This window comes from Streptomyces sp. NPDC059989, from assembly GCF_042736975.1.
Classification (GTDB): Bacteria; Actinomycetota; Actinomycetes; order Streptomycetales; family Streptomycetaceae; genus Streptomyces.
Map to the genome: position 1 here is coordinate 21,745 of NZ_JBHWUO010000007.1, position 19,674 is coordinate 41,418.

The 19,674-nt window shown below is 70.6% G+C and carries 22 protein-coding genes; 10 read left to right on the forward strand and 12 right to left on the reverse strand.

Annotated elements, in window-relative coordinates:
- Window positions 1-59: 59 nt before the first annotated feature.
- Window positions 60-1,154, forward strand: coding sequence for a MerR family transcriptional regulator (locus ACFWBN_RS08305; RefSeq protein WP_385172496.1), 1,095 nt, complete (start codon window positions 60-62; stop codon window positions 1,152-1,154).
- 61 nt (window positions 1,155-1,215) lie between these two features.
- Here the strand turns inward: ACFWBN_RS08305 and ACFWBN_RS08310 are convergent, their stop codons facing one another.
- On the reverse strand, window positions 1,216-1,836 hold the full coding sequence (locus ACFWBN_RS08310) for a hypothetical protein (protein ID WP_385172499.1): 621 nt from the start codon (window positions 1,834-1,836) through the stop codon (window positions 1,216-1,218).
- Between the two features lie 220 nt (window positions 1,837-2,056).
- Entirely contained in the window at window positions 2,057-2,983 is a 927-nt protein-coding gene (locus ACFWBN_RS08315; RefSeq protein WP_385172502.1) for an NmrA/HSCARG family protein, read from the reverse strand.
- Window positions 2,984-3,101: 118 nt separating this feature from the next.
- Here ACFWBN_RS08315 and ACFWBN_RS08320 point away from each other — a divergent pair, with 118 nt between their 5' ends.
- Window positions 3,102-3,680 (forward strand): TetR/AcrR family transcriptional regulator, encoded by a 579-nt coding sequence (locus ACFWBN_RS08320; RefSeq protein WP_385172505.1) that lies wholly within the window; start codon window positions 3,102-3,104, stop codon window positions 3,678-3,680.
- A 107-nt stretch (window positions 3,681-3,787) separates the two neighbouring features.
- Here the strand turns inward: ACFWBN_RS08320 and ACFWBN_RS08325 are convergent, their stop codons facing one another.
- Window positions 3,788-4,375 (reverse strand): rhodanese-like domain-containing protein, encoded by a 588-nt coding sequence (locus ACFWBN_RS08325; protein ID WP_385172508.1) that lies wholly within the window; start codon window positions 4,373-4,375, stop codon window positions 3,788-3,790.
- Between the two features lie 320 nt (window positions 4,376-4,695).
- Here ACFWBN_RS08325 and ACFWBN_RS08330 point away from each other — a divergent pair, with 320 nt between their 5' ends.
- Window positions 4,696-5,205 (forward strand): HIT family protein, encoded by a 510-nt coding sequence (locus ACFWBN_RS08330; RefSeq protein ID WP_385172512.1) that lies wholly within the window; start codon window positions 4,696-4,698, stop codon window positions 5,203-5,205.
- A gap of 38 nt (window positions 5,206-5,243) precedes the next feature.
- Here the strand turns inward: ACFWBN_RS08330 and ACFWBN_RS08335 are convergent, their stop codons facing one another.
- The 7 genes from ACFWBN_RS08335 to ACFWBN_RS08365 form a co-directional block, all read right to left on the reverse strand.
- Window positions 5,244-6,167 (reverse strand): formylglycine-generating enzyme family protein, encoded by a 924-nt coding sequence (locus tag ACFWBN_RS08335; protein WP_385172515.1) that lies wholly within the window; start codon window positions 6,165-6,167, stop codon window positions 5,244-5,246.
- A gap of 179 nt (window positions 6,168-6,346) precedes the next feature.
- Complete coding sequence (locus ACFWBN_RS08340; RefSeq protein WP_385172518.1) at window positions 6,347-7,750, reverse strand: sulfatase; 1,404 nt, start codon at window positions 7,748-7,750, stop codon at window positions 6,347-6,349.
- A gap of 350 nt (window positions 7,751-8,100) precedes the next feature.
- Window positions 8,101-9,210, reverse strand: coding sequence for an aliphatic sulfonate ABC transporter substrate-binding protein (locus tag ACFWBN_RS08345; protein WP_385172521.1), 1,110 nt, complete (start codon window positions 9,208-9,210; stop codon window positions 8,101-8,103).
- A gap of 301 nt (window positions 9,211-9,511) precedes the next feature.
- Window positions 9,512-9,610: a putative leader peptide gene (locus ACFWBN_RS08350; RefSeq protein WP_327739082.1), complete on the reverse strand. Its 99-nt coding sequence runs from the start codon at window positions 9,608-9,610 to the stop codon at window positions 9,512-9,514.
- 154 nt (window positions 9,611-9,764) lie between these two features.
- Window positions 9,765-10,223: an RrF2 family transcriptional regulator gene (locus ACFWBN_RS08355; RefSeq protein ID WP_385172525.1), complete on the reverse strand. Its 459-nt coding sequence runs from the start codon at window positions 10,221-10,223 to the stop codon at window positions 9,765-9,767.
- Between the two features lie 100 nt (window positions 10,224-10,323).
- Window positions 10,324-11,526 (reverse strand): acyl-CoA dehydrogenase, encoded by a 1,203-nt coding sequence (locus ACFWBN_RS08360; protein WP_385172528.1) that lies wholly within the window; start codon window positions 11,524-11,526, stop codon window positions 10,324-10,326.
- Between the two features lie 421 nt (window positions 11,527-11,947).
- Window positions 11,948-12,517 carry a helix-turn-helix domain-containing protein gene (locus tag ACFWBN_RS08365; protein WP_385172531.1) on the reverse strand — a complete coding sequence of 190 codons (570 nt, stop codon included), beginning with the start codon at window positions 12,515-12,517 and terminating at the stop codon, window positions 11,948-11,950.
- Window positions 12,518-12,655: 138 nt separating this feature from the next.
- Here ACFWBN_RS08365 and ACFWBN_RS08370 point away from each other — a divergent pair, with 138 nt between their 5' ends.
- From ACFWBN_RS08370 to ACFWBN_RS08385, 4 genes are read left to right on the forward strand one after another with little or no spacing between them, the layout of a single operon-like run.
- Window positions 12,656-13,435: an ABC transporter permease gene (locus tag ACFWBN_RS08370; RefSeq protein WP_385172533.1), complete on the forward strand. Its 780-nt coding sequence runs from the start codon at window positions 12,656-12,658 to the stop codon at window positions 13,433-13,435.
- Window positions 13,432-14,148, forward strand: a complete 717-nt coding sequence (locus ACFWBN_RS08375) for an ABC transporter ATP-binding protein (protein WP_385172536.1) — start codon at window positions 13,432-13,434, stop codon at window positions 14,146-14,148. The genes ACFWBN_RS08370 and ACFWBN_RS08375 overlap by 4 nt, the downstream gene beginning before the upstream one ends.
- 53 nt (window positions 14,149-14,201) lie before the next feature.
- Window positions 14,202-15,197 (forward strand): ABC transporter substrate-binding protein, encoded by a 996-nt coding sequence (locus ACFWBN_RS08380; protein ID WP_385172539.1) that lies wholly within the window; start codon window positions 14,202-14,204, stop codon window positions 15,195-15,197.
- A gap of 28 nt (window positions 15,198-15,225) precedes the next feature.
- Window positions 15,226-16,335, forward strand: a complete 1,110-nt coding sequence (locus ACFWBN_RS08385) for an aryl-sulfate sulfotransferase (RefSeq protein ID WP_385172542.1) — start codon at window positions 15,226-15,228, stop codon at window positions 16,333-16,335.
- A 42-nt stretch (window positions 16,336-16,377) separates the two neighbouring features.
- On the opposite strand, the gene ACFWBN_RS08390 is transcribed toward ACFWBN_RS08385, so the two are convergent.
- Window positions 16,378-17,316, reverse strand: a complete 939-nt coding sequence (locus tag ACFWBN_RS08390; protein ID WP_385172545.1) for a GlxA family transcriptional regulator — start codon at window positions 17,314-17,316, stop codon at window positions 16,378-16,380.
- Window positions 17,317-17,522: 206 nt separating this feature from the next.
- Between ACFWBN_RS08390 and ACFWBN_RS08395 the strand changes: the two genes are divergently transcribed.
- Window positions 17,523-18,212 carry a DJ-1/PfpI family protein gene (locus ACFWBN_RS08395; protein WP_385172549.1) on the forward strand — a complete coding sequence of 230 codons (690 nt, stop codon included), beginning with the start codon at window positions 17,523-17,525 and terminating at the stop codon, window positions 18,210-18,212.
- Between the two features lie 41 nt (window positions 18,213-18,253).
- Window positions 18,254-18,577 (forward strand): hypothetical protein, encoded by a 324-nt coding sequence (locus ACFWBN_RS08400; protein WP_385172552.1) that lies wholly within the window; start codon window positions 18,254-18,256, stop codon window positions 18,575-18,577.
- 99 nt (window positions 18,578-18,676) lie between these two features.
- On the opposite strand, the gene ACFWBN_RS08405 is transcribed toward ACFWBN_RS08400, so the two are convergent.
- Complete coding sequence (locus ACFWBN_RS08405; protein ID WP_385172555.1) at window positions 18,677-19,198, reverse strand: MarR family winged helix-turn-helix transcriptional regulator; 522 nt, start codon at window positions 19,196-19,198, stop codon at window positions 18,677-18,679.
- Between the two features lie 45 nt (window positions 19,199-19,243).
- Between ACFWBN_RS08405 and ACFWBN_RS08410 the strand changes: the two genes are divergently transcribed.
- A complete protein-coding gene (locus tag ACFWBN_RS08410) occupies window positions 19,244-19,657 on the forward strand; it encodes a carboxymuconolactone decarboxylase family protein (protein WP_385172557.1) in 414 nt (137 codons plus the stop codon).
- Window positions 19,658-19,674: the final 17 nt, after the last annotated feature.

Here is a 19,674-nt window from a genome sequence, read left to right on the forward strand (position 1 = left end):
AGTGTTCCAGTCGGCCGGCTGTTGACCCTCGACTTGGTGGAGGGCTCAGGGTTGTGGGTGTGGAGAGCGAGATGCGCAGTATTGGTGAGATGGCCCGGGACAGTGGACTGAGTGTGAGTGCACTGCGGTTCTACGACGGTGCCGGCGTGCTGGTGCCGACTTGGGTGGATCCGGTGAGCGGCTACCGCTGGTACGGCCCCGAGCAGCTTGAAGAGTCCCGGTTGCTGGCCCGGTTGCGTCGGGCGGGTATGCCGCTGGCGGACATTCGGCTGGTGCTGGCCGGCTGGTCCAGTGCGGACACCGACCTGGTGCGGAAGCTGCTTCAGGCACACCTGCGCCGTCTTGAGTCGGGGCTGTCCGATGCCCGCACCGAGTTCTCCACGCTCCGATTGCTACTCGAATGCAGGGAGAAACCCATGACCATGCTCCGTACCGCCACCGCCCGGCCGGCTGTCTCCGCGCCCGAGCTGGCCGCCGCGTTGGACGCGGTCCGCTTCGCCGCCAGTACCGATCCGGAGCTGCCGATGCTCGGCGGTGTGCTGTTCGACATCGAGGGTGAGGTACTGCGTGTCGTGGCCACCGACCGGTATCGGATGGCTGTCGCACAGGCCGGTGCCACCGGGCATGACGGGCCCCGGGTGCAGGCCATCGTGCCGTCCCCGCTCGTCGACGCGATGCGGGCGCTGCTGAGCGACGACGCGTCCGTACGGCTCACCGTGGACGGTGACCGCGTGGCTCTGGAGACGGGGGACCGGCAGGTGGCCGGCCAGTGCCTCGATCACGACTTCCCTGATTACCGGCGCCTCGTTCGGCTGCCGGCGGGGCGCCGTGCCCTCGTCGATGTCCCGGCCTTCCGGGAGGCGCTGGAGACCGGCCCCGTCCGTGCGAGCGAGGTGCGCGAGCAGGACGGCATGTCCTGCGACCTCAGCGTGCTCAAGGTGGCGGCCGACGGCTCGGTGACCGTCTGCGAGGACGGTGACGACGATCGGGACCGTGTCGCCGTCAACCGCGAGTACCTGCTGCACGCCCTCGCCGCCGGCGCCCAGGACCAGCTGATCCTGGAGTTCGGCGCCCCTACGGCGCCCATCGCGATCCGCCGGACCGACACCGAGGACACCTTCTCGATGCTGATGCCTGTGCGCCTGGAGAACTAGCCGGAGCACGCCGACCGACGCCGGGCGGGAGCGGAGCGTTCCCGCCCGGCGTCGGCCGTACTCAGTACAGCTTGGTCACCGCTTTCCGCAGGGTGTTCTTCCAAGCGGCCACGGGCGGCTCGCCCCAGTAGCTCGACCACAGGACCAGCGTGACGGTGTCCCCGTCGCGGCCCACACCCCACAGGTAGTTGAAGTCGGGGCGCTCTTGGGCGTTGGCATTGAAGGTGTGCATCCCGTGGAGGGTCGCACCCTCCTCCACGTCCAGCACGCCGTGGTCATAGCCGGTCGCGGTCACGCCCGGCTCCTGTGGGCCGTTCGCGCAGTTGGCATAGCGCTGCCGGGTGGCGTCCGCGAAGGCAATGGCCTCGGCCTCCGTGGCGAAGACCACCACCTTCTGCTGGGCGAACGCGGTCTCGGCGGTGGTGAATTCCCGGTTCCAGACGTTCACCTCGGGCCGACCCTCCGGCCAGCCCACCTGGCAGTCCTCGTACGCACTGCCCCAGCCGCGCGCGATCGGTGCGGCGCGCCACGACTCGGTTGTGGGGAGGTCGGAGATGTACAGGCTCCCCGGCCTCGGCCGCCACTGGTCGGCACCCGTCGCCGGGCCCGACGCCACCCCGACCGCCAGCACCGCGGCCCCCAGCGCGATGCCGCCCCCTCGCATCCGTGTACGGACCCCCATGGTTTCCCCTTCCCCCTGTGCGTTTGGATCGCGATGCCCCGTCCTGGCAGGGACGGGACGCCGTTCCAGCGTCGGCTGCCTCCGTCCCGGCGGCCGGGCCTTCGGTCACAATGACCTGAAATCCGTTCTCATTGACTGAAAACGACAAATGCCACTAAAGGGGAGTCGTACCCTCCGGGCAGGCCGAACCCGTGGGGGCCGGCAGGGGTGGTGCGGGCGCTCACGTGTCCTGCCCTGCGGTGCGCGCGGAGTCCAGGAACGCGGCGATCTGGGACGCCCCGGTGTGCCCCAGCCAGATGTCGAAATCCATCGCGGCGGGGTGGATCTTCCGGGTGGCGGAAATGTCGGCGCGGTAGCCGAGCGCGTTGAGCCATTCGTTGGCGTAGGCGAAGTCTTCGCTGAGGGCCCGGATCGCGTCGATCGGGACCTGAACGTAAGGCAGCGGTATGCCGAGTGCCGTGCCGATGGCCGCGGCGATCTGAACCGGCGTGAGTTCGTCCCCGGCCAGGGAGACGGCCCGGCCGATCCATTCCCCGGGCCGGGAGAACGCCAGCGCGGCGATGGCGCCGACATCGTCGACGGCCATGATCTGCTGGGGGACCTCCGGTGCGAGCCCGGTGGACAGGTTCCCGTTCCGCAGCGCGTATCCGCCGGTGAAGTTCTCCATGAAGGACACCGGCCGCAGGATCGTCGCGGGCAGGCCGAGCGCGGCGATGTGCTGCTCGATCCGCCACTTGCTGACCAGGTTCACCGGCACCTTCTCCGCAAGGTGCCGGTCCGCTTCGGCGACCGAGGTGAAGACGAAGTGCCCGATGCCCGCGGCGTGCGCGGCCTCGGCGACGTTCACGCCCCAGCGCACCTCGTCCTCGGCGGTGAAATCCGGCGCGGTGCCGGGCGAGCCGACGGTGGGCTGGACGCTGAACATGCCCCAGGCGCCCTCGGCCGCGGCGGTCAGGGAGCCGACGTCCTCCATCTGCGCCCGCACCACCTGCGCCCCGGCCTGCGCCAGCGCCCTGGCCCCTGCCCCGCTCGGATCCCGTGTCAGTGCGCGCACCTGCCAGCCGTCCCGGAGCAGGTGATGCGTCACGGCCCTGCCCTGCAGGCCGGTCGCGCCCACCACCACGACGCTCTTCTGCGTCAACTTCACATTCATCTCCATCGCATCCATGCGGAAGGGGAGCCATCCCGTAAGTGGGGTGGCCCTCCATTTCTCGTTCGCTACGATATGGAGGGCCACCCCACTTATCAAGTTTTCAGGAGCACCCGTGCCGAAGGACGCCACCACCCCGCCCCGCCGGCCGATGCGCGCCGACGCCCGCCGAAACCTCGAAAAGATCGTGGCCGCCGCCGGCGCCCTGATCGCCGAACACGGCGCCGACGCCTCCCTGGAGGAGGTCGCGCGCCGCGCCCAAGTCGGCTCGGCGACCCTGCACCGCCACTTCCCCTCCCGCCAGGCGCTCTTGGAGGCCGTCTTCAAGGACCGCGTGGAGACCCTGTGTGCGAAGGCCGGCGATCTACTCGCCGAACCCGACCCGGGCCAGGCCCTGTTCACCTGGCTCCGCGCCGTCGGCGCACACGCCGTGGCCAACCGGGGACTGGGAGCGTCCCTGATGCGCGACGCGGCCCCGACACTGGGCGAGACCTGCCACGACATGATCACCACCGCCGGAGACGCCCTCCTCGCGCGCGCCCGGGCGGCAGACGCCGTCCGCCCCGAGATCACCATCACCCAGCTGCTGAAACTCGTCGGCGCCATCGCGCTGGCCACCGAGCAGGACGTCGACGGCCCGGCCGAGGCCGACCTCCTGCTCGCGATCGCCATCGACGGCGTACGCCCGCGCTGACCCCCCCCCTGGGATTCCGGAGAGGCTCTGAGGGCCCAGTGCAACTGGTAACAGCGCACTGAAGGGAGCCCGTCAGCAGCACACGGGCGGGCACCCACGCCGGCCCGTCACCCGCGAGGCTCCTCGGGAGAAGCGGACGGCAGCGAGGGGCCCGCGGGCGCCGTCCCCCGCCGGTTGAAGGGAAGCCTGCCGAGCACGACCGCCATGCCGCAGGTGTTGGTGAGGGCGGAGAAGACCAGGCCGGCTGCGATACCCGCGGACAGCAACAGGAAGGCCGGATGCACGAGGAAGCCGAGGGCCAGGCCGAGGAGTACGACGGAGCCCGCGGTGAACCGGACTTGGCGCTCCATGGCCCAGACGGTCCGCAGATGGCCTTCGGGGTGGTCGAGCGGGTGCCCCGCGGCCGCCCAGGCGGTGGTGCCGCCGGTGAGGATCGACGCGTCGACGCCGTGGGAGGCCAGGGTGGCAGCGGCGTTCTCCGCCCGTGCGCCGGAGGCGCACACCACCAGCAGGGGCTTGTGTTCGGCGGACTCCCGGAGGTCCGGCAGCGCCCGCCCGATGCGGTCGAGGGGGATGTTGACGGCGTCCGGCAGATGGCCGGACGCGAACTCGCCCGGAGTACGGACGTCGACGACGGTCAGCTCGTGGCGGCGTGAGAACGCCTCGCTCACGCTCAGGGCGGCGGAAACAGTCATGGTGGATCGTGGTCCTTGGCATAGGGGGGAGGGCTTGTGCGGAAGGCCGGAGGCACGTGCTGGGGATCCTGTGATCCTGGACCTCGCAGCACCCTTGCGGCCGCTGCCCGGCACGACTGCCATACGGTTGCCATGCTGTGGCAACAACGGACGGCACGGTCGCCTGGTAACGCCGGGATCCCCGGGGCCGCCTTGCGGGTTGCGAGGCCGAAAGGAAACGACCTCGCGGTGTCGGGTCGGTCAAGAGGTCACCAGCCGGGGCCTCATCTACTACCCCAGACGGGTACACCCATCCCTGCGGAGAGGTGCAAAGGATGTCGATGGACCGACGACCGATGGATCTTGAGGCGTATGTGGAGCGCACGCGGAGTGGCCCGTGCTTCGTCTGTGCGTTCCTCGCCGGGGACCCGGGCTACGCGCACGAGACGGTTTTCGAGGATGCCGCTCACGTCGCGTTCCTGGACAGGTGGCCCACGCTGCCGGGCAAGGTCCTCGTCGCGCCGAAGGCGCACGTCGAGCATGTCGTGCGTGACCTGGACGAGGGGGCCTACCACCGGCTCATGCTGTTCGTCCGGGAGATCGCCCTCGCCGTCGAGGCCGTCTGCGAGCCGGAGCGGACGTACCTCTACTCGCTGGGCAGCCAGCAGGGCAATGCGCATCTGCACTGGCACGTCGCCGCTCTGCCGTCCGGCGTCCCCTATCCACACCAGCAGTTCCACGCTCTGATGACGGAGAACGGTGTCCTGCCGCTGCCGCCGGACCAGGCGGTCGAGATGGCCATACGTCTGCGCGAGGCGGTCAAAGCCCGGGGCGTCCTCAAGGAGGGATGACCGGCGGTGTCCTGCCTGCTCCCAGCCGGCCGCACGGCTCACCGGCCGGCGGCTGCGCCACTGTTCGCGTCCGCGGCGACGCGGAAGCCGATGTTGCCGGTGGAGCTGTCGGGCGTGTTGGAGCTGCGGGCCGCGACGCGGTAGCGGTTGCAGTACGAGTCGTGGCAGAGGTAGGAGCCGCCGCGCATCACACGGCTGGTTCCGGGTGCGAACCAGTCGGCGCACCATTCCCATACGTTGCCGACGGCGTTGTAGAGCCCGAAGCCGTTGGGGCGGAACGACTTCGCCGGTGCCGTGCCCTCGTAGCCGTCCTCCGCGGTGTTCAGGGTGGGGAAGTCGCCCTGCCAGATGTTGCACATGTGCCGGCCGCCGGGGGTGAGGTCGTCGCCCCACGGGTAGCGCCGTTGCTCGAGCCCGCCGCGGGCCGCGTACTCCCATTCGGCCTCGGTGGGCAGGCGGGTGCCGGACCATGCGCAGTACGCCTGGGCGTCGTTCCAGGAGACGTGGACGACGGGGTGGTTCTGGCGTGCGGTGACGGACGAGCCGGCGCCCTCGGGGTGCCGCCAACTGGCGCCCTGGACGGCCCGCCACCACGGGACGGCCGCCACGGGCGGGGACGCGGCGGCGACGTCCTCGGTCAGGAAGCCGCCGAAGACGAAGGAGAATCCGAAGTGTTCGGCTTCGGTGACGTGGCCGGTGGCCTTGACGAAGGTGGCGAACTGGGCGTTGGTCACCGTCGTGGGCGCGATGCGGAACGGGTCGACGGCGACCTCGCGCACCGGCCCTTCGCCGTCGGCCGGGAAGGAGTCCGGGTCGTCGGTGCCCATGAGGAAGCGTCCGCCCGGCAGGTCGATCAGCCGGCGGGCGGCGGCCCGCTGGGCGTCGGCGACAGGTGGCCGCGGTGCGAGGGAGAGCGCGACGGGGGTGGCGTCGCCGTGTCCGGGGGTGCAGCAGGAAAGCATGGCGGCTCCGTCGGTGTGAGGTGCGGGGGCGGGGCCCGGGCCGGGGGGGCCCCCGGGGGTTCGCCGCCGGGCCACACCCCCAACAACAATCCGGGGGGGGGGGGGGGGGCTTGGTGGGGGGGGGGGGCCCGGGCGGGGTGCCCCGCGGGTGATGCCGGGGGGCACCCGGCCGAGTACCGCTAGGCGGTGCGGTCGGCGGCGAGTTGTGCCGCCAGGGCGGGGATGCCCAGGTTCTGCTCGTCCGCCGGGGTGGCCTGGTACAGCTTGTTCGTCAGCTGGTGGGGGTCGCCCGCCAGGTCGTAGTACTCGCGGAACTTCACCTGCCCCGTGCCGGATACGTTGCCGTTGCCGTCGGTGGTGAGGTCGTAGTACTCCGTGTACTGCTTGTTCTTGGCGACATACGACGACCAGGTGGGCGGCCCGCCCGCGTTCGCACCCTGCTGCCACCACTCGACGAGCAGGTGGTCGCGGCTGTACGAGGAGAGGAGGGACCTGCCGTCCACCGAGTGGGTGGGCGTGATGCCGGCCGCGTCGAGGACCGTGGGGGCGATGTCGATGTTGGCGGTGATGCGGTTGTCGGTGGTCCCCGCGCCCAGGCCGCCGGCCGGCCAGGAGAGGTAGAACGGGACCTCATGCGCCGGGCTGTAGGGCACCGACTTCTTGGTCCAGCCGTGGTCCGCCCAGGTGAAGCCGTTGTCGGCGATGTAGATCACCAGGGTGTTGTCGAGCTGTCCGAGCGCCTGGAGCTTCTCCTTGAACGCCTGGACCGTGTCGTCGACGGTGAGCAGCGTGCGCAGCTGTTCCCCACGGATCTGCTTCCCGTCGGCCAGGGTCCCGGTCGCGTTGCGGATGTAGGCCGGTTTGTCGCTGCGGTCGTTCTCCGGGACGGAGGGCCTGCCGCTCCAGTCCGGGACGGCCGTGCCGGCGTACTTCGCCTCGGGCGTGCGCGGACCGTGGGAGGCGTACGGGGTGACGTACGCGAACCAGGGCCGGGAATCGGCTGCCGCCTTGTCGAGGAAGTTCAGGGTGCGGTTCTTGATGATGTTGGTGGTGTACCCGTTGATCGTCTGGACCGTGCCGTTGACGTTCCACTGCGCGTCGACGTAGCCCGGCTGGAGCAGGGCGAACTCCTCGAAGTGCGGGGGATTGTCGGAAAGGGTCCAGGAGTTGAGCCACTTGCCGAACAGGCCGGTGCGGTAGCCGGCCTGCTTCAGGTACCGGGGCAGGGTGGTGCCCTGGTCGAGCCGGTACGAGGCCTTGTTGTTGCGGACGCCGTGGTTGTGGGCGTAGCGGCCGGTGAGGACCGACGATCGGGAGGGCGAGCAGAGCGGGGTGGTGACGTGCCCGTTGGTGAACTTGACGCCCTGGTCGGCCAGCCAGGCCGTGGTCTTCGGCAGTGCCCATTCGGTGTGCTTGGGCTGGTCGTCCGTGACGATGAGCAGGATGTTGGGCCGGGTCGCGGCAGCGGCGGGGGTGGCTGCCGCCACCTGGGCGATCGCGGGAACGGCCGCGGCGGCCGCGGCGGCCGCCGTGCCGGCGAGGAATCCGCGGCGGCTCACCCGGGGTCTGCTGTTGTCGCTCATGGGATGTCTTCTCCTGGTTCCGCAGCTCGTACGGGGACGGCAGCTCAACTGCCGTGAAGGGGTGGAAGAGAGACGAGGCGCGATTACTGTCGTGCCCGGGCGATCGGACACAGAGCGCTCGCCAGCCTGCCCAGATCGAGGTGGCGGCGCGTGGTGAGAAGGCTTCCTGCTGCCATGCCGATGAGGTTAGGGGCGGGCGTCAGGTCGATCCATGTACGGCATATGAAATGTCCAACTCCGCTTGCACGGCCCTGGGTTCGCTCGGACACTTCGGCATGCCCAGGATGGTGACGAACTCTTCGGGAGCGACACCGAGGTTCGTCACCTCCTGGGATTGCCGGGTTGCGGGACTACTTGGTGCCGAGGCCGGCGTCGGAGACCTCGGGCTTGCCGGCGGCCTTCAGGACCTTGTTCAGGAGCGTCAGGTCGTAGATGCCGGCCAGGTCGGGCTGCTCGATGAGCTTGGCCTTGACGGCGTAGTCGGCCTGCTTCTTCAGCGTGTCGGCCAGCGGGTCGTCGGTGACGAGGATGCTGGTCCAGGCCGGGTCGATGATCTTCGCGTCGAGCGGCTTGCCGCCTTCGGCTTCCAGCTTGGCGTTGGCGGAGGCCTTGGCCTTGTCCGGGTTGGCGTTGATCCACTCGTTGGTCTTCACCGTGCCCTTGAGCACGGCCTCGACCACGTCCGGGTGCTCCTTGAGGAACTTCTGCGACACGATGATGTTCGTGATCACGAACTTCTTGTCGGGCCACAGGGCGGTCTCGTCGAGGAGGACGGAGCCGCCGTCGGAGACGAGCTTGGAGGCCGTGGGCTCGGGCACCCAGGCGCCGTCGATGGAGCCCTGCTTGAAGGCGTCGGGGGTGACCTTGTTGTCGGTGCGGACGACGGAGACGTCGCCCTTGCCGGACTCGGGGTCGACCGTCCAGCCCTTCTCGGAGATCCAGTTGAGGAACGCGACGTCCTGCGTGTTCCCCTTCTGGGGGGTGGCGATCTTCTTGCCCTTGAGGTCGTCCAGGGTCTTGATCTTGTCCGGGTTCACGACGAGCTTGACGCCGCCGGAGGCGGAGCCGGAGATGATCTTCAGGTTGGAGCCCTTGGACTTCACGTAGCCGTTGATGGACGGCGAGGGGCCGATGAAGCCGATGTCGAGAGAGCCGCCGTTGAGGGCTTCGATCTCGGACGGGCCGGCGTTGAAGGACTGCGGCTTGATCGCGGTGGCGCCGAGTTCCTTCTGGATCAGGCCCTCCTGGAGGCCGACCAGGGCGGTGGCGTGCGTCAGGTTCGGGAAGTACCCGATGCGGACCTCGGAGGCGGACAGCTTCGTGTCACCGGCGGCCGCGACCTTGCCCTTGTCGTCTTCCTTCTTCGCCTCGGAACCATAGCCGCAGGCGGTGAGAAGGAGGGGAAGCGTTGCGGTGACGGCGATGGCGCGCAGGGTGGTGAGCGGTCTTGCAGCAGACACGGAGGTGTCCTTTCACGGGATGGTGTTCAGGGAGATGCGGAGATGCGGAGATGGGCGACTCGAAGCCATCGGCACGCACGGCACCCACGCCCGGCCGTCGGCGGCGGGATCGCGGTCGCAGGCTGAGGAACTGATGGGTGCCGGCTGTCCGGGGAACGGACGTAGAGCCCGTATGTCGGACGCCCGCGTTCGAAGGCACGCGGTCGGTGGGGGCGGCGCAGGTGCCCGCCCGGCCGACGGAGAGCGAAGGGGGACAGCGCCCAGTGGTGCACTACGCGCGGGCCCGGCCCGCCGAGGGGTATCAGCCGGGCTGACAGATGGCGCTGGACGTACGGACCAGGTCGATGTGTCGGCGGGAGGTCAGAGGCAGCATCCGGCCCGCGTGGTGCAGTGTTCGCATGGCCGGCCACCTCACTGAATTCCTAGTTTTCCCACCTGGTTGGTAGGCATCTTGGCAGAGGCGGACACGCGCCCCAAGGGGCTGACCGCATGGTGGACGCTGAGCTCTCAGGATGTGAGAAAGTGCAGGTGGGGCGGGTGGGGCGGGGCGGGGCTCAGGGATTGGCCCAGGCGCCGGGGGTGTCGGCCAGTGCCGATACGTCGGCGGGCAGGTCGGACGACGCGACGTCGGCGAGCGTCACGCCGTCGAGGATCTCGCGCACGTTGGCCCGCAGTGCGACCCACAGGGGGAGCAGCGACTGGGCGGGGCCGGTGTAGGACAGGTCCGGGGGGCGGACCCCCCGCACCGAGACCAGCGGTCCGTCCACGATGCGGATGACGTCCGCGATGCTGATGGACTCGGCGGGCTTGGCCAGCCTGTAGCCCCCGTTGCCACCGCGCTGGCTCAGCACGAGACCGCCTCGGCGCATGTCGTTCAGGATGCCCTCGAGGAACTTGTGCGGGATGTCCTGGGCGTCGGCGATGGCTTCCGCCTTCACCGGCCCGTCATCCTGTGACGCGGCAAGCTGCAGCGCGGCACGTACCGCATAGTCCGCCCTGGCTGAGATCCGCATACGGTCATTATCCTGCATGGCGCCGGCCGCCGGGCAGGTACTCGGGCCCGGCGGCCGAGAGGCTCAGGTCGCGGACCCGAGTCCGGTGCGGTGGCCCTCCTCAATGGAAGGCCGCCGCCACCGCGCGGTGGGAGCCGTTGAGGTAGTGCTCCCCGATGGAGCGCAGGCGGTGCGCGACCGGGCGGTGGGCCGTCAGGACGCGGGCGTTGCGCCAGAACCGGTCCAGGCCGGGGGCATCGGCGAGTTCCAGCACCCGGGTGGTGATGTGCAAGGTGGCCTTCGACATCACGGTCTCGGCGGTGGCGACCAGGGCGGCGATGCCCGCGGGTACCTCGGCATCGAGCTGCGCACCTGTGGCGAGTGCCTGCGCCATCACCTCCGTCGCCCGGTCGACCACGGCGGTGGCCGTCTGCGCGGCAGAGGCGAGTTCCCCGTACGTCAGGAAGAGGTCCGGGTCCCCACCGGCCGGCTGGTGTGCGCGGCCGCGCCTGCTGAGGTCGCGTGCCTCGGTGAGGGCGCCCTCGGCGATGCCGAGGCCGACGTGGCACAGGGCGAGCCGGAGCGCCGGCTCCGCGAGCGCGGTGAAGGGTGCGGTCGATTCCTCGTCGTGGGGCCGACGGCCCAGCACCTGCCCGGGCGTGACGGCGACTCGGTCCAGGACGACTTCACCCGCGCCGGCGACGCGCTGCCCGAGGCGGTCGTGGGCGGGTTCGATGGTCACGCCCCGTGAGCCGGGCGGGATCCGTACGACCAGGACGTCACCGGTCGCGGTGCAGACGGCGTCCACCACGATCTGGTCGGCGACGGCCACCGCGGTGTCCACGGACCGGCGCCCGTTCAGCAGGTAGCCGGGGGCGCGCGGCCTCAGCGTGAGGTCCGGTACCGCGGTGTCCTCGTTGGGTGCAGGGGTGCGGATCGCCCCGGTCCACAGCCACCGCTCGCGCACCGACTCCTCTTCGAGGGCGTTCGCGTGGTGGTGATCCGCGTAGAAGCGTCCGCTCCAGGCGTGTACGTAGTGGCGGGCGAGCACGTCGCCGACAGAGCTGTCCGCTGCGGCGATCTCCCGTATGACGGCGCATCCGGTACGCCAGTCAGTCCCACGGCCGGGCCCGGGCGGGGTGAGGGCCGCCGGCAGGCCGGCCTCGCGCAGCCGGGCCGTCTCGTCGGTCGGCGGTTTGCCCGCCTGGTCGCGGACGATTGCGTCCGCGGCGAGGTCGTCCGCCACGTCGCGGACGGTACGCAGCAGCGCGCGGCGCTGCTCGTCGGCGGTTCGGCGGCCGGCGGGGCTCGGTGTCGTCCGCATGGGCGTCACCGGCACACCCGAGTGCCGCGGCGTGGCGCAAGGGCTGGGCGGGCTGCGGTGCCATGGGGGGTGGCGGTGGTCATGTCGGCTACTCCGGAACGTTGTTGGGTGGCGTTGGCCGGTTGCTGGGAGGTGCGGGAAGCGCACGGGGCTCATGAGCCGGGCACCGAGCCCCGGCGACCACCGACAGCATCAGCGTCTTGGTCGACCGGACTTCACTGAATCCCTACTTTTCCCATCGGATTGATAGGGATACTCGCCCGAAGTGACCTTCCCGGCAAGAGCGTGACCGAATGGCGGACAGTTCGATCTCGGGATGAAAGACGGCGCAGGTCGGCGGCTGGGATGTGGGGCCGGTTCGCAGCCGGACCCTCTGTCAGGGAAGGGGTGAACTCGGGGAGTTCACGAGCGACAGCGCGGCCTAGGCGTTCGCGATGACCAGCAGAGTGCGGGCGGAGGCCGGGCCCGTCAGACGGCAGCGGTGCGGGACTTCGCCCCGGTGGTGGGCGCTCTGGCCGGCGTGCAGGGTCAGCGGTTCCTCGCCCTCGACCTCCAGGACGATCTCGCCCTCCAGTACGTAGAGGAAGTCCTCGCCGGGGTGCTCGAACCAGCCGCGCTCGCCCTGGCCGGGCTCGAAGTGGTGCTCGTAGGCCTCCATCAGCGTGCTGCGCCCGCCGGGGATGAGGACCTGGGCGATCTGCCCGGCGGCCTCGCTGACGCGGATCACCTGAGGGTCGCTCTCGTGGCTGACCGCACCCGGTCGGGCGGGCGGTCTGAGGAAGGTGCCCGGGGTGACGTCCAGCGCTTCCGCGATCCGGTAGATCGAGCTGAGGCTCGGGGTGGCGAGGCCGCGTTCGAGCTGGCTGAGGAACGGCTGGGAGAGACCGGAGCGGGTGGCGAGGACGGCCATGGAGACGCCGCGCTGTTTGCGGCAGCTCCGGATCACCCGTCCGACCTCGATCGCCTCGGGCGTGGGTTCGGGTCGAGACACGCAGGCGAACGTACCTCATCACCGATCAAGGGCCCGGGGGCCAGGCGAGGTTTCGTACTGCCGCAACACTTCCTTCATAAGCGTGGTCAATTATTGACCTCACTTATCAACGTGTGAGAACCGAACGAGGAGTCCCCCGTGCACGCCACCCCCTCACCGCCCGGCCGGGCTCTCGGCCGACTCGGCCCCGCCCTGGGCGCGGCAGGTGCTGTGATCGCGCTGTGGTGCCTGCTCGCCTGGTCCGGTGCGGTGGCGCCGGGACTGCTGCCCACGCCCGGTGAGACCGCGGCCGCGCTCGCGGACAGCGCACGGAGCGGCCTCTTGGCCGCTGATCTCGGTGCCAGCCTGGCCCGTGCAGGGCAGGGTTTCCTGCTCGGCGCCCTCGTCGGCAGTGTGCTGGGCTTCGCCACCGGGTATCTGCCGAGGCTGTCCGCCGCGGTCACCCCGGTGATCTCCTTCCTGCGCCCGATCCCCGCCATCGCGCTGGTGCCGCTCGCGACCGCGTGGTTCGGCATCGGGGAGACCGCCAAGCGCCTGCTCATCGCGTACGCCGTGCTGCTCGCCGTCTGGCTCTACGTCCACGACGGGGTGTCCCGGGTGCCGGCATCCCACTTGCGGGCGGCCCGGTCGCTGGGGGCCCCGTTGCACCGGCGGTTCACCGAGGTGCTGCTGCCCGCCGCCGCGCCCGCGCTGCTCGCCGCGTTGCGGTACGGGGCCTCGGTGGCGCTGCTCGCCCTGGTGGCGGCGGAACTGGGCGGCGCGGACAGCGGGTTGGCGTACCGGCTCCAGGTGGACGGCCAGTTCCTGCGCGTGGACCGGATGTTCGCGGGGCTGCTCGTGCTCGGGCTGCTCGGCGTCGCCGTCGACCTCGTACTGGCCGCGGTCGGCCGCCGGTTCGTGCACTGGAGTGCCTCATGAGCCTGGAGGTACGACTGGAGGGGCTGTCAGTCCGTTACGGGGCCGCTCCGGTGCTGGAGCGCACCGATCTGGAGGTCCCGGCGGGTTCGTTCACGGCGCTGCTGGGGCCCAGCGGATGCGGCAAGTCCACGATTCTCAACCTGGTGGCCGGTTTCGTGCGGCCCACCGAAGGGCGAGTGACGGCGGGTTCCGCTCCGGTGCGCGGGCCCGGACCGGAACGGGGCGTGGTCTTCCAGCACTACGCGCTCTTCCCCTGGCGCACGGCCGTCGGCAACGTGGAATTCGCCCTCAAGCGGCTCGGACTGCCGCGTCCGGAGCGCCGTCGGCGCGCCCTCGCGGCATTGGCCGAGGTGGGGCTGGCGGAGGGTGCCAACAAGTATCCGGCGCAGCTGTCCGGCGGCATGCAGCAACGCGTCGCACTCGCCCGCGCGTTGGCCGCCGAGCCCGAAGTGCTGCTGATGGACGAGCCGTTCGGAGCGCTGGACGCACTGACCCGGTCCCGGATGCAGATCCTGCTGCGGGAGCTGTGGCAGCAGCGCGGTACCACCGTCCTGTTCGTCACGCACGACATCGACGAGGCACTGGCCCTGGCCGAGCGGGTCGTCGTCCTCGGCGGGACTCCCGGACGGGTGCTCGCCGACCACGCCGTGCCCGCCGGGCCGCCCGACCCGGACCTGCGCTCACTGATCGCACGTCACCTCGGCTCCGATTGAAGTCCCCTGATTCCCACCCCTGTTCGCACCTCCGTCCCCGGAAGGACTTCCCCATGCACAGACCCCGCGCAGTGGCCGCTCTGTTGACGGCCGCCCTGCTCTGCGCGCTCACCTCGGCCTGCGCCGGCGGCTCCGGCCCCGCGGGTGGCGGCCGCCCCGCCGTTTCCCTCGCCGCGAGCGACCACCTCGGCGGGGCGCCCGTCTACGTGGCCCAGGAACGCGGGCTGTGGTCCGCCGAGGGCATCGACGCCACCGTGACCACCCAGCCCAGCGGGCGGGACGCACTGAACGCCGTGCTCGGCGGTCAGGCGCAGCTCGGCGTCGTGGGGGACCTGCCCGCGGTGACGGCCGTGCTGGGAGGGCGCGAGCTGCGGATCATTGCCGACCTGTCCCGTTTCGACGACTGGCGCCTGCTCACCCGGACCGACCGCCACATCACCGGCTTCGCCGCGCTCAAGGGCCGCAAGGTCGGAGTCCCGCAGGGCACGAACGTCGAGTACGCCCTGTCACGGATGCTCGCCTCCGTACAGCTGACGTCCGCCGACGTGACCGTGGTGAACCTCGCCCCCAACCAGGTCACTTCGGCGCTGACCCGAGGCGACATCGATGCCGGGGTCACCTTCCCCAGTTTCTACGACTCCGCCCGCACCACTCTCGGCGAGCGCTACGCCGAGCTCCCCTTCACCGGCTACACGGCACGGACCCTGCTCGTCGCGGGTCCGGCGGCGACCGAGGAGACCACCACGGCCGTGCTCCGGGCGCTGCAGAAGGCGCAGCGCGAGATCGCCGCCGAGCCGGCCGCCGCGCGGAAGGCCGTACTCGCCCAGTCCAAGGGCGCGCTCCAGGCCGACTACGTGGACGCCTTCCAGCCCCGCTACGGCTACGGCGCGACCCTCTCGCCCGAGCTGCTGTCCCAGCTGGAGCAGGAGGCCGGCTGGGCGAAGGCAGCCCAGAGCCTGCCGGGCTCCGCCGACCGCGCCGCGCTGCTGCGGCATCTGCACCCCGGGCCCCTGACGGCCGTCGACCCGGCCGCCGTCACCGTCCACTGACCGCACCCACACCACACAGGAGATCCTCATGACCGTCGACCAGAACACCCTGCGCCGCCGCGGAGTCGGCCTGATCGCCCATGATCCCGCCCGCAGTTACGGCGGCTACACCCTCTACACGCCCATCACCAGCGCCGGCGAGATCCACCTCGTCGACATCGAGGGCCGGCCCGTCCACACCTGGAACTCCCCGCACCCGCCCGGCCGCCAGGCGCAGCTCCTCCCGGGCGGCAACCTCTTCTACGCGGCGAAGGACACCAGCAGCCCCACCCTCTTCCCCATCTGGGACGTCTACCACGGCGGCATCTTCCAGGAGCTGGCCCCCGACTCCACGGTCCTGAGGGAGGTCCGGCACCCCTTCCACCACCACGACGCCTCGATCCTGCGCAACGGCAACCTCATCGTCACCGTCGTCGAACCGCTGGACCCGGCCGACGCGGCCCGCATCCGGGGCGGCATCCCCGGCTCCGAAGCCCCGGGCGGGGTGATCTACGGAGACGTGGTGTACGAGCTGACCTGGGACGGGGAGGAGGTGTGGCGCTGGGCCGCCATCGAGCACCTCGACCCCGAGGAGTTCCCGCTCAACCCTCACTTCGCCCGTGAGCACTGGCCCATGGCCAACACCGTCAACGAACGCGCCGACGGTTCGATCGTGGTGGGCTTCCGCAGCGCGTCCTCCACCGTGGCCGTCGACCGCGCCGACGGGTCCGTGCTCTGGCACATCGGCCCCGACGTCCTGGCACAGCAACACCATCCGCACGAGCTGGCGGGCGGCAACATCCTGGTCTTCGACAACGGAACCTATCGCGACACCACTTCCGTGCCGTACTCGCGGGTGCTGGAGCTCGACCCGCGCACGGGCAAGGAGGTGTGGTCGTACGAGGACAACCCGCCGCAGAACTTCTACAGCCCGTACATGTCCAGCGCGCAGCGCCTGCCGAACGGGAACACCTTCATCGCCGAGGGCTCCTTCGGGCGGCTCTTCGAGGTGACCCCTGGCGGGGACGTGGTCTGGGAGTTCGTGGTCCCGCAGTTCCGGTCCTTCGGCGAGGGCGTGGGCCTGGAGTCCTCGGCCGGCGCCCAGAACTCTGTCTTCCGCGCCCACCGCTACTCCGCCGACCAACTGCCCTGGCTGTGAACGACAGCCCGGTGCGTTTCACCGCGCCGGCACCGCTTCCCGTCAACTGAACGCGCGGCGGTAGGTGTGAGGGCTGACCCCCGTGGTGCGCTTGAAGCGATCGCGGAAGGCGGTGGGTGAGCCGAAGCCGACCTGGGAGCCGATGCGTTCGACGGAGTGGTGTGTGGTCTCGAGGAGGTGCTGGGCTTGGCGGACGCGGGCTCGGTGGAGCCACTGGAGCGGGGTGGTGCCGGTCTGCTCGCGGAAACGGCGGATCAGGGTCCGGGTGCTGGTACCGGCGTGGGCGGCGATGTCGGCGAGCGTGAGGTCGGCGGCCAGGTTGTCCTGCAGCCAGTTCAGCAGGGGTTCGAGGGCAGAGCCCTGGGGGGTGGGCACGTGGTCATGGACGATGAACTGCGCCTGTCCGCCCTCGCGTTCCAGGGGCATGACCGACAGTCGGGCGGCATCGGCGGCAACGGCCGAGCCGTAGTCCTTGCGGATCATGTGCAGGCACAGGTCGAGGCCGGCGGCAGCGCCGGCGGAGGTGAGGATCTGGCCGTTGTCGACGTACAGGACGTCCGGATCGACGTCGATGTCGGGGTGGGTGGCGGCCAGGAGGTCGGCCGCGATCCAGTGGGTGGTGGCACGCAGGCCGTCGAGGAGCCCGGTGGCGGCCAGGGGGAAGGTGCCCGAGCAGATGGAGGCGATGCGCGTGCCGTTCTCGGCCGCCGTGCGCAGCGCGTCGCGGACGGCGGCGGTGAGCGGGGCCGCGGGGGCGTCGGTACCGGGCACGATGATCGTGTCCGCGCCCGTGAGCCCCTCCAGTCCCCAGGGTGCGCGCAGGGTGAAGGTGCCCGCGTCGATCTCCGACGTCTCCGCGCACACGCGGATCTGGTAGCCGGGGCGCCCGTCGGGGAGGCGGGTACGGGTGAAGACCTCGATCGGGGTGGACAGGTCGAACGGAATCACCCGGTCCAGTGCGAGGACGGCGACAGTGTGCATGGCCGGAAGATACCTGCCCGCCAGGTGCCCACTCGTGGTCTCAACGCGCTGATGTCGCTTCTTTGCCCAGGTCAAGGGCCTCTTCACGGCGATGTCGTTATTCCGTTGGAAGGTGTCACTATTGCCACTGGGGTGGCGGGGCAGCCGGTTAGCGTCGGGAGTGAGCCGGGCGCGGACCGGACCCGTCGCACGCGAAGGAACCCTTCATGCACGCCCAGATCGTGCTGTTCGATGGCTTCGATCCGCTCGATGTCGTCGCCCCCTATGAGGTGCTGTATGCCGGGGGCACCGCCTCCGGCGGCGCGGTGAGCGTGGAACTGGTCTCCGCCGAAGGGCCGCGCGAGGTGGTCAGCGGCACCGGGGGTCTGGTGCTGCGCGCCACGGGCGCCCTCGACGCCGGACGTGCGGGGCTGATTCTGGTTCCCGGTGCCTCGGGCCGTGTCGGGGAGCCCGGTGAGGTCCCTGACCATGACGCGGGCGCAGGGGAGTGGCAGAAGGACGAATTCATCCCCGTGCTACTGGGTCGCACCTTGACCACCGAGCTGCCCGCGCTGTTGAAGACGGCGATGGACAACCCGGAGGTGACGGTCGGCGCGGTGTGCGGCGGCTCGCTCGTATTGGCCATGGCCGGCCTGCTGGAGGGCCGCCATGCCACCACCCACCACCTGGGCCTGGACATGCTCGATGCCACCGGCGTCCACGCGGTGAGCGCCCGCGTCGTCGATGACGGCGACCTCGTCACCGGCGCCGGCGTCACCTCCGGACTCGACCTGGGCCTGTACCTGCTGGAGCGCGAGGTGGGCCCCCGGATCGCTCACGCCGTCGAAGAGCTGTTCGCTCACGAACGCCGCGGCACTGTCTGGCGCCATCAGGGCCCGGCGCCTACCCGCCTCTGACCACGCGACCCACCCCCGCACCGTGAGGAATCAGCAGCAGCATGTCCGTTGAAGGCACCTGGGACCTGTCCATCTCCACCCCCATCGGCACAATCAAGGCCGTCGTCGAACTCCTATGGCAGGGCGGCGTTCTGGCCGGTGTCGCCCACGGGGCGGGAGAGGAAGTCCCCCTCGGCGACGTCACCCTCGACGGCGACCGGCTCACCTGGCGGCAGGCCGTGACCAAGCCCATGCGCCTGAACCTGGCCTTTGCCGTGACGGTCACCGGCGACACCTTGACCGGCACCTCCAAGGCCGGACGCCTCCCTGCATCCAAAGTCACCGGTCACCGCCGTGCCTCGGCGTCCTCGGGAGCGGATGGCTGATCACCTCGATTCCGCTCACCGCCGTTACCGCCGGCAACCTTGCGCCGCTGGTCCTTCCCGCCCAGGCTCCACCACAGGTGTATGACCGCACGCCTTCCGTCACGCCCCGCCGAGCCAGCTCGTGGCGTCCAGCCGGTACGCCGTCTCCGCCGGTACGACGGTCCGTAGCGCGGCCTCCATGTCCCGTACGCGATCGGCGCCGAGGGTCGCGGCCCACTCCGCCCGCAGCTCGTCGAAGATCGCGGCTGAGCGGGCCAGGGCGTCGTAGCCGCGCGGGGTGAGGCGGACGAGCTTGCGGCGGGCGTCGGCGGGGTCGTCGGTGCGTTCGGCGTAGCCGACGGCGAGGAGGCGGTCCACGGTTTTGCCCGCGGCTTGCTTCGAGACGCCGAGTCGGCGCCCGATGTCGCTGGCGGTCGCCCCTTGCGTGCCGATGGCCTGCATGGCGAAGCCGTAAGCGGGACGCAGATCGGGGTGGCCCTCGGCGGCGAGGCGGGTGTGGAGGCGATCGATCAGGGTGCGGAAGCCGCCGAAGAGGAGCAGCGGCAGCTCGTAGCCCGGCTCGTACCCCTTGCCATCATCGACAACCTGGTTTACGTTTTTCTCGTCGGCATGGTCAACCATGTTGTCGATTCTAGTCCACTCTGGCCCACCCTGCCTGGAGCTCCCTTGCGCAACGATCTGACCACCCGCACCGCCAACGCCGTCGCCCTCCTGAAGGACTCCCCGCACACCCTGGACGGCTTCCTGAAGCTCAGCGAGATCTTCGAGTCCACGACCCTGGACCCGCACTCCCGCGAGACGGTCATCCTGACCGTCGCGGCCCGCAACCAGTGCCACCTGTGCGTGGACATGCACGAGGCGAAGCTCGCCGAGCTGGGCCCGGCCCCGCACCCGGAACGGCTGGAGGCCGTACGGCAGTTCACCCTCCAGATCCTCGCCTCGTCGGGTGCGGTGAGCGACGACGAGCTGGAGCGGTTCCATGGCTTCGGCTACACGCGCCAGAACGCCCTGGAGGTGGTCCTGGGCATCGGCACGTACACGATGTCGACGTTTGCGAACCGGCTTACGCGAGCCGCCTGATGCGGGGCCGACCGTCC